The organism is Marinilabilia sp. (assembly GCF_016278715.1).
In the GTDB taxonomy this organism is placed as follows: Bacteria; Bacteroidota; Bacteroidia; order Bacteroidales; family Marinilabiliaceae; genus Marinilabilia.
Genome location: NZ_JADQBH010000245.1, coordinates 1 through 14,897 on the forward strand (window position 1 = coordinate 1; position 14,897 = coordinate 14,897).

Genomic DNA, 14,897 nt, shown 5'->3' on the forward strand with positions numbered 1-14,897 from the left:
GATAAAGGGAGAGCGACACCACACGACTATTACCTTCCCTGGCAGCTGTCAGATTACTTTGCGAAAATTTGGCAAAGGCCAGTTCCCCAAAGAGTTTGTTTAAAATGCGACATGGACGTTTGTCATTCCATAGAGAAGCTTTCGACCGGGGATCGAGGAAATCCCTCAGAATTGAAGGATGATTGGCTTCCAGCCATTCGCAGGAAAAGAATTTAGGGTCAAGGTGTTTGTTGTATTTCAGTAAACGTTTGCATGCATGACCAAAAGGTTTGATCAATGGATGCACATGAAAGTCAAAGTAGGGTTTGTTCATTTTGGGTTAGGTTTTCTGTAAAATCTTTATTTCTTCGCAAAAACATTGGGGTTTTGATGTTTCTGCTTCGTCTTATACGGGTTCGCTCTTCAAAAGGATATGATTTTTATCATAAAATATTGTCTATTTATCAAAACATATTGGTTGTTCATCAGCAGCACCCTGAAACAGGGCTTTTCCTGTCCCTGATAAGGCAGGCTAAAAATGCGGAGGATTGATTAATCCTGAATATACAGCAACTGAAAGGTTTAGGATATCGACAAACATGTGGGAAAGAATGGGGTAGATTATATTTTTCTTTTTGTTCATGAAGTGCATCCACAAAATCCCCATAATTAAGGTTGAAACAACGGTTGGTATCATTATTATGGGTGATGGGTACCAATGGTCCCAAAACAAAAAATGGGAGAAGCTGAAAAGACTTGCCGAAAGAAGTATTCGGATGCTGTTGGGGCCCGGTATAAATGCAAGAAAACCCCTCCAGTATATTTCTTCAAAAAAAGAATTTATTAGGGCAAACAGCAGAATGAAGAAAAACAAATGTGAGGGAACATATTGGGCTTGTGTTATGAAAGCTGCCAATGGCAAAAGAGCTGGAAGAATTATCGTCCATAAAAGTAAAGGAAAGCGGGGTCGCGGTTTCAGGTTATAATCCAGATGTTTTAATGGATTGAACCTGAAAATCAGTATGCTCAAAAGAAAAACGATTCCAATTGTCAGATAATATCCGGCGAATGCGGGAATCCACGAGATGTGGTCTGGAAATGAAGTGATACACCATTTAACACCTAGCCAGGTAAACGTGAGTACAATGATGGGGGAGAGGATTATGAATAATCTACTGTTTTTTCTGGGATCGGGTTTTTTTCTTTTCATAAGTACGGATTTTATTTATTGATGTCCGGGAAAGAGATTGGGATTGTTATCCGGGATGGACGGCATTCCAATAGCAGGAAATTGTAAGTTTTTAAGAGGTTGTCCAAAAAAATCATGGGGTTTGTGTTTTTTGTCATTCTGAACGCCCTGAAGAATCGCATTGTTACGAATCTACAAAACTATGAGCCGCGCAAAGCAAAAGCTGTAGTGACTTTTTAGACAGCTTCTGGCCATAATCAGTAGAACGGAGTTCATTGCGATCAAAGCGAAACAATCTTTTTTTAAGAAATTATTTTCTCTGGCAATTCGTGAAATATATTGTATTCTTCATCCATACCAGAACATTCTGAAATTAGGCGATGAAAAATCAGAAATTCTTGCGGTATCTATTTTTTAATCAAATTACTGTTTTAAGTTGAGTTTAATAATCTGAAAATTGGCATGTTCTGAATAATCGTTGTTGGTGTAAATGTCCCTTGACCTCAGTCGGATGATGTAAGCACTATTATCGTGAATAATGGTTTTGCTCCATTTATTTCCAAGGGACAATGGCCCGATTTCAAGCGAATCCAGTTGTGATTTTTTTCCTGTAATGGAAACTTCTACCATTCCTTCTCCAAGTATCTTTGGTTGAATCCGGAATGGCAGTTTTTTGTACTCATACCAGTCATATAGAGTAGGTTGGTTCTTGATGGTATCTACCAGCAAAGTGTTCATGTCGAAACTAAAATAGATTTCGATGTATTGTTCCATGTTCATTCTGTTGCAATTCAACAATTTATTGATAGACTTCTCGCTGATTTCTCCAAACAGGAAACTTGATTCAATGCCTCTTACCCGGAGATCCTCATCCAGAGTCAAATCCATATTTAATTTCGGAATAGACGAGAAAATCTTTCGTTCTCTAATTGTATCGCAGCCAAAAACAATATCTACAGGTGCTGCCTTGTTGAGGTCTATTGCAACCCAGTTATTGGTTTCAGCGGTGAGAAATGGCGAACAAATGCTCTGACTGCGCTTGTCGTGCTGAAGAGCCAGGTAGAAAGTTCCGGCAGCAGTAAAAGCGTAAACTACCCAAAAAAGAGTGCCTTTAAATTTGAAATGTTTGGTCTCTCCGCTGTTGTCGGTAGAGCGGATGACGTCTGCCCTGAAATCTTTTTTGAAAACTAAGGCTACAATCAAAATCAGAAGAATGGCGGATAAAATGAAAATAAGAATTTGCATAATTTAGGATTTGGATCAGATTGGTGGGATAAATATAATAAAACAATAATTATGGCCGCAATTATCGATGAGTTTATTAACTCCCTGCATGTTTTGATGACGATGAGTGTTTTCAATTGTGGGTGCATTTTGCTTTGGGGTGAAACAGGCCGGCAAACTGGGCTGGTCTTCTGGTTGAATGGTTTTTCGCGGCATAGAATACCCGTTCGGAAGAGCCTCCTTGTCAGTAGAGTAGATGCTCAGTGTTTATTATCAATGCTGAATTCTGATTCGTATAGGTTTAAAAACCTGAAAGTGTAAAATATTTCTTTATTTTTACTCATTAACATTTTGTCAGTGAAAGTTATTTGTGTCCGGAATTCCCTGTTTTCAATGATTTTTCAACTAAAAACCATATTATGTCACTTCTTGGAAATCTTATTTGGCTCATTTTTGGTGGATTAATCACGGCCATCGAATATTTTGTTGCCAGTTTCTTTCTGATGATTACCATCATTGGGATACCCTTTGGTTTGCAAACACTCAAACTTGGCTTACTTGCATTGTGGCCTTTTAGTCAGAGAGTTGTGCCCAGTTCTTCGAATGGTGGTTGTCTGAGTACCATCATGAATATTATCTGGATTCTGGTTGGCGGCATCTGGATTTCTGCCACCCATTTGATTTTTGGGGTTTTACTGGCCATTACCATTATCGGGATTCCTTTTGCGCGACAACATTTTAAACTGGCCGGACTGGCACTTACGCCATTTGGATATAGGGTGGAGTAATTTTTTTATTGGCCTGGCTGTGCGAAACGGGGATTCCGGAAAGAACGTTTTTATTCCTTGAGGAGATTATGAAAGAATCCCTGATTAAATCCTTATTTTCGCAAATCAAATCCAACTATGTAAATATGAAGCTTTATGGATCGCGTTGTTAATTTTCTCACCTCCCGTCAGTGGATGGGCGCTCTTTTTATTCTTTTAGCGGTTGTTCTGGCTGTGGCCACCTTTCTGGAAAACGATTTTGGGTACAATGCTGCACGGGCATTGGTTTACAATACATGGTGGTTCGAACTGATATTTCTGTTGCTGGCCATCAATATGTTTGGGAACCTCTTTGCTTTTAATCTATGGCGATGGGAAAAACTTCCGGTTCTTTTGTTTCATCTTTCGTTTTTCATCATCATTGTAGGTGCTGCCATTACGCGATATATTGGATACGAGTGTAGTATGCCCATCCGCGAAGGCGAAACATCAGAAACTTTGTTCACGTCGGATGGATATGTTACGGTTGAAATTGCAGACAAGGCAGGAACAGAGGTGATTCATGAGCAGGTTTTTCTTTCGCCCCGGACGCCCCGGGAATTTTCCCATAAAGTAGAAGTGAACAATCAGACCTACCAAATAGAGAGTGTTTCGTATTTGCAGAATGCGGCTGTACGTCCCGTTAAAAAAACAGGTGGACAACCACTGGCAGGAATTCTATTGTCCTCCGCCTCAGGCAGAAATGAGCAGTTTCTTTCACCCGGCCAAAGAATCAGCTGGGAGGGAGTAACCCTTGCTTTTGAACCTGAGAATAAAACAGGAGTGGATTTTTCTATCAGGCGAAAAGGGGATGAAAAAATTATACTTGAGGCTGATAAGCCCGTTCAGAAGACTTCTATGGCTTCTGGGATGCAAGAACCCATTGAACCGAATACCGTGGTTGAAATGCAACCGGGCACGCTGTTTTTGTCTGGCAATGTAAAGTTTGCATTGGCCCGTTTCTGGCCTGAGGCTGTGCTGAGCCCGGTTTCAATCCCCGCACAAAGTGGAAATTCAGTTACCGATGTGGTGTCCTTCAGGATATCAGGAGATGATGTGAATTACGATCTTCATGTCTCCGGCAAAAAGGGAATTTTGGGTGAGCCGAATACATTAACCCTTCCTGATGGGAGAATTTCTGTCCGTTATGGTTCATTGCCGCTTCAACTACCCTTTGCCATCAAACTGAATGACTTTCAGCTGGAGAGATATCCGGGTTCTGAGAGTCCTTCTTCCTTTGCAAGTGAAGTAACCCTGATAGATAAGCGGAAAGATTTAAAAATGGATTATCGCATTTTTATGAATAATATTCTCAATTACGAGGGCTATCGGTTTTATCAGTCATCATATGACCGCGATGAAAGGGGAACAATTCTTTCCGTTAATCACGACTTTTGGGGGACATTTATTACATACCTGGGTTATTTCCTGATGAGTGTGAGTATGCTCTGGTCATTGTTTGCCCGCCAAACAAGGTTTCGCCAGTTGTTGAATAAAACTAATACTATTTATCAAAAGCGGAAGGTCATAGGTGTCATCCTTCTTCTTTTACTTTCTTCCACAGTTTATGCTCAGGAAATGCCTCCAAGGGCTGATGAGAATGTTGCCGGTGAACTGGGACAGTTGTGGGTTCAGGACAAAGGCGGTCGGATAAAGCCGCTCAACAGTTTGCATCAGGAAATAATGGTGAAACTGGTTAAGCATAACAGCTTTAAAGGGTTCAATCCTGACCAGATGCTTTTGGGGTTGCTAACTCATCCGGCTGAATGGCAACAGGTGCCGCTTATTACGGTGAAGCATCCGCACATAAAGGAGATTTTGGGTGTGTCCGGGAAAAAAGCTGCTTTTGGGGACTTTTTCAGTGCCGACCGACGCTACAAGATTAAAGAGATGGTGGATGCAGCCTACCGGGAAAATCCGGCCAACCGCGATAAACTCGAGCAGGAACTGATTAAGGTCGATGAACAGGTCAATGTGTTTTATTTGGCACAATCAGGCGAGCTGCATCGAATGTTTCCTGTCAATAACAAGCGGGAAGAGCCCTGGCTTATTCCAGCCAGAGCTCCGGAAGGACTTTCTGTAAAAGATAGTTTGTTTGTTACCTCGGCGATGCCTGCATTTATTGTCGCGGTGCGGGAAAATAATACCGACAGGGCCCTGGATGTGTTGAATGATATTTCCGATTTCCAGGAAGCGCATGGAGGACAACTGTTGCCATCGGAGGCCATTCGCTATGCGGAGATTCTGTACAACCGCCTGAATATCTTCATGTGGCTGGCGACTTTCTTTTTTGTGTTGGGCATTATTCTGGTACTTTACAATATTCTGGGATTGGTTTACCCGCCCGTTTCCAAAAAAAGCATTGGTACAGCCGCTTTGTGGCTGATAGTTGCGGCTTTTCTTTACCATTCCTTTGGTATGGGGCTTCGCTGGTATGTGTCGGGGCACGCACCGTGGTCCAACGGGTATGAGTCGATGATTTTTATTGCCTGGGCATTGTTACTGGCAGGTCTTCTTTTTAGTCGCCGTTCGCCGCTGGTGCTTTCGGTAACCGCTTTGTTTGCTGGAGTGGTGCTGATGGTTTCCCATCTTAGCTGGATGAATCCTGAGATTACCAACCTGGTTCCAGTGCTGAAATCGTACTGGCTAACCTTACATGTGGCTGTTATTATCGGTGGCTATGGGTTCATGACACTGGGGGCACTCATTGGATTTATGAATCTGCTTCTGACTTCCTTACAAACCAGAGATAACAAAATCAGAATAAGTCTGGCCATAGATGAGCTGACAGCCATTAACGAAATGGCTTTGATAGTGGGCCTTTATCTGATGACCATCGGATCGTTCCTGGGCGGTGTATGGGCCAATGAATCGTGGGGTAGATACTGGGGCTGGGATCCCAAAGAGACCTGGTCCCTCATTACCATCTTGATTTATGCTTTTGTTGGGCACATGCGCATTGTGCCCGGACTACGCGGCCGGATGGCATTTAACACGGCATCGATTCTTGCCTTCGGGTCTGTAATTATGACTTATCTGGGAGTGAATTATTACCTAACCGGAATGCACTCCTACGCGGGTGGAGACCCGGTACCTATTCCTACCGCGGTTTATTATTCTGTGGTAATTGTGGCAGTGCTGATTGGATATGCCTACTGGAGAGATGGAAAGATGAAGGAGAGTTAATTAATAGCCGGGGGTCGAAGATCTCCCATGTTTATAGCAAAGAAGTATGCAATAAAACCGCGAATCCAAAGGTGTCGAATGTAATTCGATAAACAATAGAAAAACATACGACCGCCTTCGGGGTCGGTAGCTGCTCACCTTGCGGTTTGGTATAAATATGCGATCGCCTTCGGGGTCATTCCTTTATATTTCAGGCGAACAGAGCCTGAAGAGTTCTTATGTTTATAGTTGTTCTCCAAAGGTGTCGAATGTAATTCGATAAACAATAGAAAAACATACGACCGCCTACGGGGTCGGTAACTGCTTACCTTGCGGATTGCTATAAATATGCGACCGCCTTCGGGGTCATTTCTTAATATTTCAGAGGAACAGAGCCTGAAGGTCTCTTATGTTTATAGGTGTTCCTAAACGATAAAATATCGATGCTGAAGGTGTCGTTCCCTATATTTTTCAACCTTCTACCTGCCCTTTCAGGGCGCAAATAATGACCTGAACTTTTACCCGGGACGTTGCCCCGGGCTGAGGTCAATTGGGCTTTCAGCCCGTTTTTCTGCTTCTTGATTTTTCATTAAAACAAAAATCTGTGGCCATCTGTAGATAGAACCATATCAGACATATCAGAAAAGTTTAAAATTAACTCTGTGCTACTCTGTGGCTCCTCCTTGAAACTCTGTGTAATAACCCTGTTGCGTAATAACCTCTGTGGCCCTTCCTAAACCCCTTAAAGGACAAATCTGTCACCCCTGCCGGGGCTCTATTTTTTTTATTACAAACATTCGTTCTACCATACTGCCGCCCCTCCGGGGCTTATCCATCATGAAAAGAAGAACTAAAAACAATATCCGTCTTATCATATAGATTGGAAAATACCTGGCAATGTCCGAATCTATAGTCCCCTATGCCCAAGTTCTCCGCCCTCTGATCTTATCTCCATGCTCCATGCCTTAACTGCCGCTCCGCCGGGGCTTCCCTCCTTACCACCACACTCCGCTGTTACTCACAAATGAAATGTATTTTCCGCAAGGTGACCAGCTGGGCACATTTATGCTTCCCTGACCGCCGTACAGATAGGCAATAATCTCCGGTTGCCCGCCATCTGCAGGTATTCTTCGCAGGTAAACGTGTTTGTAGAAGGGGTGGTCGCCTGCGTCAATTTCGGGACCGTAAGAGATGAAAACAATTTCTTTGCCATCGGGAGAAACATGCGGAAACCAATCGTTGTAATTATCAAAAGTAAGCTGTTTCTGTTCCGACCCATCGGGGCGCATACGCCAAAGCTGCATGGTTCCGGTGCGGGCCGAGTTGAAGTAGATGTACTGTCCGTCAGGTGAATATTCAGAGCCGTCGTCCAGTGTCTTTTGATTGGTCAGCTGAATTTCTTCACCTCCAGTCACTCGGATTTTGTAGATGTCGTACTGTTCGTTTCGTCCGGCGGTATAAATTACAAACTGATTGTCGGGTGACCAGCCGTGCAGGTATGACGGACTTTTGTCGGTAATTCGCGTTGGTGTTCCGCCCTCCACAGGAAGACTGTAAATCACCGAGTTGCCATTGTCATCGCTGGAATGGTGACTGATGCCGATGGTTTTCCCGTCAAAAGTGAGTACATGGTCGTTGTTGTTGCTGGTGGCAAATCCTGTATTAATTTGTTGGGGGATTCCACCTGTTGGAGGAATGCTGAAAAGCAATCCTTCGCTATTGTAAATAAGTGATTTATTGTCGGGCGTCCAGTTGGGTGCCTGTATGGAGACGGGGGAGGTAAAGATGCTTTTCCGGAGGCCTGTGGCAAGTTCCATCACTTCCAGATGACTTCCCAGATAATCCTGATAGGGAACCAGGTCTGCCGGTGCCGGCTTAACGAACCGTACATTCTCAAAAACAGCATTCTCAACGGTGGTGCTGTCGTGGGAACAGACAAAGAGGCCCGCCATCAGATTGTCTTTCATGCTATCTACTTCAAGGGCAACAGATGTGAATGGCTCTCCGTATTTGGCCACCGACATTATCAGCATTCTGCCCCGTCGTTCCAGTTGTACAACATCAGGAGTCTTAATTTCCGAAGACATTTCGAGGGTTTCTCCGTCCTTTGATTTTCTGTATTGAAGAGAAGTGAGACCATCCCCGTGCACAACTGCGCTGTATTGAGGTGATCCTGGCGTTTTGTTTTCGCGCAACATCCACCCCATCTTGCGATGCGAATGATGCCCTTCTCCTTCAAACTTCATCCGGGCTCTCAAAATAAAATCTCCCGAAATTTGGCGCCATGCGTATTGAAATGCATCTTCATCGAACCAGATATTTTCACCACTTCCGCTTATGATGTAAGTTTGGTTTTCCGGATTGTATGTGGCATTTCCTGTAATACCTGTTTCTCCGATATCGTTGTGTTCAGTGAATATTCCCGTGTCGGGGGTTTGTGCGTTGGTCATAAAGCTCATGATTAACGAGCCAATCAGGAGGATGGCTCCGTTTTTAGTGGTGTGTAAATGTTTCATGGTTTTATAAGTTGTTTTTCCAAAGATAAGGAACTGGGGGAATAAAGCCATAGTCTGAAAAAGTCTTTTCCATCCTTCTGCCAAATACAATTAAACCTCCTGTTTCTTCACGAAAGTTCACATGGAATACTGGTTAAGTTGACATTGTAATTTATTGCGGTTAATTTTAATTCTCATTGGAAAATCGACCCTTTCATAATATTTCTTCTTAAGTACCTGATAAATCTAAGCAGGGGTTGGTCTTGAAAAGTCCCCGCCTAACCGGCAGCACTTATCATCTTTATGTGAACCATTTGTGTGTAACAATGGAACGCCGAGTTGCATATTTCATTTATCCTTAACATACTTTTTTATGCATTCAAGGAAAAGATTCAGCCTTTTGGAGACCAAAGGTTTTTTTAATCGTGAATTGAAAACCTATCCTGGACCAGTTTCTCCATCACGCCGAATGGCCCTAAAAAAAATGTCTCTTATTTTAATCGGTTTCTCTCCTGTTACCCGAATGCTTGGGAAAGCTCTTTCTACCCCGTTTCAGGTCAGTAAAAAAGGGAAAACTATCCGGTTTATTTATGGAGGAGAAATAGCCTGGGCGGTAAATCCTAAAGAATTTGGGAAAAATGCCGTTTTAAAGTACCGCGAATCTGAACGTGGTTTTTTTGTCCTGTTAAAGAATGCGGTCTATCCGGGAAGTGGTATTCGGGCCGATTTTAAAGCTGCCATCAGTAATAAAACCGGTGAATGGCAAATGCATATACGTTTTCCGCATCTTGGCATAAATAAACAAGTTGCTTTTATTCCCTGGCTCAGGGGAAAGGTTCAAATTGAAGGATTTCATCGACGCACTCAACAAATTTTACTTGGTAAAACCGATTGGCTTTTTATTCCTGAAGGTAAATTAAGGCTGGATAAAAACTGGCAGTTAAGGATTCATCCTGATGAATCGGTTGCGGTAAACATTCTGGGGAGCCTTGAGCGTTTTGAAGGCTTGACGGTTTTGTTGGCTCCGCCTCTTTCTGCTTATTGGGTAATGCTCAGAAAACCGGAGGCTCACAGCTGGATAATGCTTGAAGGCCCCAGGGATAAATTTAAAGGATTAACGAAACTGGAAACAGGAGAGCGTGGCTTTTTTCAGACTCCGGAATATCCGTTTCGATACACCGGACTGGTGCTCTCAGAGAGGCGACGGGAAGGTTTTTTCTGGGCAAGCAATGAAACTCCGGATCAAAGTAATTTGATCTATCAATCCGGGCGTGTTGATGGCATTGGTCTGTCGCTTTTCCGAAGCCGGTTTGTGAAGGAGTACAGTGAAGACAATGAATATTTTGGATTGGTGGCCGATTTGGGGGACAATCCCCAGTGGTATGGCCATACTCATGCTACTTTTGGGCTGGCAGGTTCTGCAACAGCCTTTTTCAGCCTTTTTGGAGAAGGGACTAAAGTTTACGACATCAATTGTAAAGCAAGGATTGCAGAATCAGCTATATCCGTACAGGGTGCCCGCTCATTACCTGTGTCATACACTCAGCCCGTTGAAGTGGAGGTTCAACCCCAGGATCCGATAATTCAGCGTCCCCAAAAAGTGGAATCAGGAAAAGCTCAAAACTTTGGCATTTTTGAATTCACACAGCAACAGGACAGGACCAGCTGGTTATATGTCAACAAGCAGTCTCTGAAGCTCAGGCTAAGAGTTTTCGAACCCATAAAATTCAACCTGGTACGTCCGGAAGATTTCCTTAATCTGCAATTTGAGTTCGCAAATTTTAAGTTGGAGAATAATATCCTGGAAATTGACAACACCAAAGATCCCGCCTTTTTTATTGTAAATTTCCCTTCCCAGCACCTTAGAGAACAGGCCTTCGAAGAGTTTGGGACCTATAATGTACCTGTTCAGTTTTTAAGAGCCGGCAATAGCCGTCTGGTTTTTAGGGTGCCCTCAGATCATCCGCCGATTCGGCTGGTTATGAGCGATCTGCTTGACTGGTCGAAATTTGAGCTACAGGTAAATTACCGGGCACGATGGTTTAACACCAGTGCCGCAGTAAGCCTGATAAGAGCCAGAATACGTGATTTGTCGGTTCCTTTGGGGCGCCGGCGCGATCTTTCGTCGTTTGAGCTCAGGCCTGGTGTGATTCCTGTTAAATCAAGAAACGTCAGAACCATCACTACCGGAGCCCAACCATCCAAAACTACCAGTCAGCCAATGACTGCCATGGAACTGAAAGTTGCGATGGCTTCCACCCCCCGAGGTTCTTCAGTTATGTCACTGGACGATCAGCAATTGACGCAGGCACTTGCCACCCCCGAGATTGAGCTTAGTATCCCCGACTCTTTAAGCGGGGCTATGCGAAATCTTCTTGAGATGAAGCCCCCTTCTCATTTGGAGACATCGATTGAAGCTCCTGTTTATGCAGAGATTTCCCCTAATCAGTTTGCCGGCTTTACTCACTCCATTCTGCTGAAAGATGAGTTTGAAGAGTACAACGAAAGCTCTGTTCATAGCTTGGATGTTTCTCAGGAAGGAGCGCTTACGCCTGTAAAGCCTTCAGGAGACTTAAGGATTGATCCCTCCCGTCCTGTTAAACGCTCCCGTGTGACTGTTCAACCGTTGAACCGCGAATCAAATCAGAAAACGCTGATTCAGAAACCACCTCAAACCAGGGCTCTGAAGGTAAAGCCGGTTAAACGAACTTATAAAAACCTGGTGTCCCCTCAGTTCCTTAATATTCCCGGAATTTTAGCACCTAAAACGGGGCAGCTTTTTGAGTTGTGGCACACACGAATGGGAGTTCGTCTGGCTTCGGGAGAGGTAGATGAAGACTCGCTAAATTCCCTGAAAACAGTAAGAGTAATCTGGAGCAAATGGGCCAATGAAAAGGTTGAGGACGGTCCCGTTTCCAGGAATAACGAACTTAATAATATTCCAGGACCCATTGACTTCCATGAATTGGTGCACCTTACTTCCAATTACACAAACTTGAAAATTGCCGGAACCAGCCGCAGGGTATTGCCCGAACCGGTAAAAGCCGACCAGCTTATGCTTTCCGGGATGGGAGCATGGTTTGATTATGCCTTTAAAATGGACACTCCTGTTCAGTATACCGGACTGATAGGCTGGGATCAGCGGGCAACCATGGGGCGTGATCATTTCATAAAAGTGGTGCGTCGTGGATTCCTTTTTCCTTTTGGGCACAAAGCTGTTAAAATAACAACCGTTACCCGGGAGTTAAGAAAGGTAAACGGGGTCGTTGCTGCCCTTCTTGTAAAGAGGGAATATATCAAGGTCACTCAACCCGAACTGTACTTTAGTCAGGGAAGCAATGCATCGTTTGTTCCTTTCCCGTTTCAACGTATTGAAATCAAAGACCGGTTTAAAAAGATTCATCCGGTCAGACCGATTCATTCCAAAGAGGTATTTGAATTATATCAACCACGAAATCATTCTGCCTCTGATACTTTCAAAATTATTGTGGATGATGCCTCCGGGAAACCGGTTTCGTTGGAAGTCCCGCTTGTTTTTATCGATGGTTCATTGAGCAGCCAACATTTGGTGGTGGATCATTACAACGATGTTGGTTGGAACTATTTTAGTTCGTCGTCTGCATCGCGGTCCATATCGTACGCCCGGAGTCTGGTTCCGGGAGATACCTCCTTTGAGACCCAAAGCATCATTTTTGGAGCGGAAAAGGGCCAAATGGTCAATTTGATTGATTTCTATCCTGAAATAAAGGAGGCTTCTGTTTTTGTGCGGCAGATTGAAGAGCTGACCGGTGACAGAAATCCGGTTAGGATAAGTTTGGTGGATGACAATAACCTCTCCATGGTATTTGCCAGGGTCATAGAGGATGAAAAACCTTCTCTGGTTTTTGGAGATACGGAAAAAAGTGGTGGTTTCCTGACACCCAATATGGCGGTATCAGGCTTTTCCAAACTGACCGGGATAAGTGGCAATAAGATTGAAGACCTGGAAAAACTGGTTGTTCAGGTTAATGAGATCTTTAATCTTGCAGAAGAGTATATGCCAAAGATTTTTGGCATTATCAGTTTTGTAGATCTGTTATTGCCCGATGTGGATTTATCAGGTGCCATTAGTGCGGTTAAAAGCAGCATTGAACAAATAAGGGATCAGATTGAAGAACTTCAAAGCCGGATGATGATGATTCTGGCCCGTATCGATACGGAATTGAAGAAGCTGAATGTATTGCTTGAAGTAGTAGGTGATTTGCTTGACAATAAGGATATTATAGCTGTTTTGCAGGATCTTGATGAGATGGCCAATGCCTTAGAATCTTATGGCGTTTCGGTGCCAGGAAATATGCAACAGACACTTCAGCAGACCATCAAAGTGGGCAAAGAAATCTGGAATAAGGAGGTTCAACTTGATAACATCTCGGGATTCATCGGAAATGCTCAAGCTTTGAAGAGTAAACTTGAAGATGCAGGCGTGGAAATTGACTCAGAGATGGGTCAGGCCGTGGATGATCTACTCACTCTTGTTTCAGGGTTAAAGGATCAGGGGCTGGATGATCGGGAAATATCAGCTGCCATTCAGGGGTTGGCCATGGCAGCTCAGTTGTCTGATGTACAGGGGCTGATAAAAAATCTGGCATCGCAGGTGGCCGACACGGTGATTGACGCTATTCCTGAAATTCCCAATGTTAAATTTCAGGTAAAAGGTGACAAAATTGTGGTGGAATATCACTGGAAACCAAAGACCAAAGCATCCTACAGTGCCGGAACTCTTTTTACCATTAAAAATCTTAATAATGAGAAAGACCAGATTGAAATATCACTTGACAGCATTCTTACCAAAACACTGGACCTTAAGGAACCGCCTGATTTTGACGTTAATGCATCTATCAGGGAGTTCTCTGTTGTGGTCGCTGATTCATTGCAATTAAACTTCCAGAAAATTGCTTTTAAATCGGGAACCAGTGCCAGTGCGGATGTAGATGTGAAATTTAAACCGGTGCCTGTCCGGCTCATCGGTTCACTATCATTTGTCAACAGCCTGCAAAGCGTGATTCAATCCGACCAATTTTCCGGCGGACCCTACATTAATATTACTGAAAACGGGATTGTGGCGGGGTATAATTTCCCCCTGCCCAACATTGAGGTGGGTATTTTGGCTATTTCAAACATGATGTTGGGGACTAAACTAATCCTGTCTTTTAACAAAGATCCTCTGAAACTGGGCTTCAATTTTTGTTCTCCGGAAAATCCCTTCAAACTGATGGTTTCATGTTTTGGAGGCGGGGGCTTTTTTATGATGGAAACCACCATGCAGGGGCTTACCCGCCTTGATGCTGCCTTTGAATTTGGAGCAGGTGTTTCGCTAAATGTCGGGGTTGCCAGCGGGTCAGTGGAAGTGATGGGCGGTTTTTACTATACCCTCATCATGGAGGATGATATCAATAAACAATCGATGGCTGCCTATCTGAGAATGACGGGTCGGTTGTCCATTATCGGGCTCATTAAGGTAACGCTGGAGTTTTATCTGGAGATGGTTTACGAGGCCATTGGCTCCAAAACCACTTCGGATGGACTGGTGATTGCGGGAAGCAGCCAGCTGAAAGGTCGTGCCACACTTTCCGTGAAGGTGGAGATTTTGTTCTTCAGCAAAACAGTGAAGGTTACTGTGAGTCGCACCTTTGCCGGGAATGATGCTGATCCTAAGTTTAAGGATTCGTATACCCTGGATCATTGGCAGAGTTACTGTTCGGCATTTGCATCCTGACAGCGATTGAGGGTTAATTAAAGTCCGTCTATAAACTAAGCGTTTTTCAGGTGTTTGAACTAGAAAGTTCAAATTCAAGGCGTGTGAAAAATCTAAACCGCAGTCCCGAAGTAGCTTTTGTAAGGTTTTTTAAACAAAAAACCAACAAAAAGCACAATCGGGATGAGGATTTGGATTTTGAACAACAACGCAGAGGTTGGACTTTATAGACAAACACTAATTACAATCAGTCATTTATGCCTGATAATTTTAAATACATCCCGAATTAGAATAACCGGAATTTC

8 protein-coding genes are annotated in these 14,897 nt (G+C 43.6%); 4 read left to right on the forward strand and 4 right to left on the reverse strand.

Annotated elements, in window-relative coordinates:
* From QZZ43_RS15205 to QZZ43_RS15215, 3 genes are all read right to left on the reverse strand, one after another.
* Positions 1 to 313: hypothetical protein (locus QZZ43_RS15205; RefSeq protein ID WP_291861195.1), on the reverse strand; the 313-nt coding region annotated here is incomplete at its 3' end.
* 198 nt (positions 314 to 511) lie between these two features.
* Positions 512 to 1,189, reverse strand: a complete 678-nt coding sequence (locus tag QZZ43_RS15210; protein WP_291861196.1) for a CPBP family intramembrane glutamic endopeptidase — start codon at positions 1,187 to 1,189, stop codon at positions 512 to 514.
* A gap of 402 nt (positions 1,190 to 1,591) precedes the next feature.
* The gene (locus tag QZZ43_RS15215) at positions 1,592 to 2,413 is read right to left on the reverse strand and encodes a hypothetical protein (protein ID WP_291861198.1); all 822 of its coding nucleotides are present in this window, start codon (positions 2,411 to 2,413) and stop codon (positions 1,592 to 1,594) included.
* Between the two features lie 398 nt (positions 2,414 to 2,811).
* On the opposite strand from QZZ43_RS15215, the gene QZZ43_RS15220 reads away from it, so the two are divergent.
* Together QZZ43_RS15220 and ccsA are read left to right on the forward strand one after the other, a co-directional pair.
* The gene (locus QZZ43_RS15220) at positions 2,812 to 3,180 is read left to right on the forward strand and encodes a YccF domain-containing protein (protein WP_291861200.1); all 369 of its coding nucleotides are present in this window, start codon (positions 2,812 to 2,814) and stop codon (positions 3,178 to 3,180) included.
* A 135-nt stretch (positions 3,181 to 3,315) separates the two neighbouring features.
* A complete protein-coding gene (ccsA, locus tag QZZ43_RS15225) occupies positions 3,316 to 6,384 on the forward strand; it encodes a cytochrome c biogenesis protein CcsA (protein WP_291861202.1) in 3,069 nt (1,022 codons plus the stop codon).
* Between the two features lie 974 nt (positions 6,385 to 7,358).
* Here ccsA and QZZ43_RS15230 read toward each other — a convergent pair.
* The gene (locus QZZ43_RS15230; RefSeq protein ID WP_291861204.1) at positions 7,359 to 8,879 is read right to left on the reverse strand and encodes a DUF5050 domain-containing protein; all 1,521 of its coding nucleotides are present in this window, start codon (positions 8,877 to 8,879) and stop codon (positions 7,359 to 7,361) included.
* Between the two features lie 463 nt (positions 8,880 to 9,342).
* Between QZZ43_RS15230 and QZZ43_RS15235 the strand changes: the two genes are divergently transcribed.
* Positions 9,343 to 14,613 carry a hypothetical protein gene (locus QZZ43_RS15235; protein WP_291861206.1) on the forward strand — a complete coding sequence of 1,757 codons (5,271 nt, stop codon included), beginning with the start codon at positions 9,343 to 9,345 and terminating at the stop codon, positions 14,611 to 14,613.
* Between the two features lie 83 nt (positions 14,614 to 14,696).
* Complete coding sequence (locus QZZ43_RS15240; protein ID WP_291861208.1) at positions 14,697 to 14,822, forward strand: hypothetical protein; 126 nt, start codon at positions 14,697 to 14,699, stop codon at positions 14,820 to 14,822.
* The last annotated feature ends 75 nt before the right edge of the window (positions 14,823 to 14,897 follow it).

What these genes read in the sequence shown, in the direction of transcription:
- QZZ43_RS15210 (WP_291861196.1), bottom strand. Translation starts at nt 1,189, where the DNA reads ATGAAAAGAAAAAAACCCGATCCCAGAAAAAACAGTAGATTATTCATA.
- QZZ43_RS15215 (WP_291861198.1), bottom strand. Translation starts at nt 2,413, where the DNA reads ATGCAAATTCTTATTTTCATTTTATCCGCCATTCTTCTGATTTTGATT.
- QZZ43_RS15220 (WP_291861200.1), top strand. Translation starts at nt 2,812, where the DNA reads ATGTCACTTCTTGGAAATCTTATTTGGCTCATTTTTGGTGGATTAATC.
- ccsA (WP_291861202.1), top strand. Translation starts at nt 3,316, where the DNA reads ATGGATCGCGTTGTTAATTTTCTCACCTCCCGTCAGTGGATGGGCGCT.
- QZZ43_RS15230 (WP_291861204.1), bottom strand. Translation starts at nt 8,879, where the DNA reads ATGAAACATTTACACACCACTAAAAACGGAGCCATCCTCCTGATTGGC.
- QZZ43_RS15235 (WP_291861206.1), top strand. Translation starts at nt 9,343, where the DNA reads ATGTCTCTTATTTTAATCGGTTTCTCTCCTGTTACCCGAATGCTTGGG.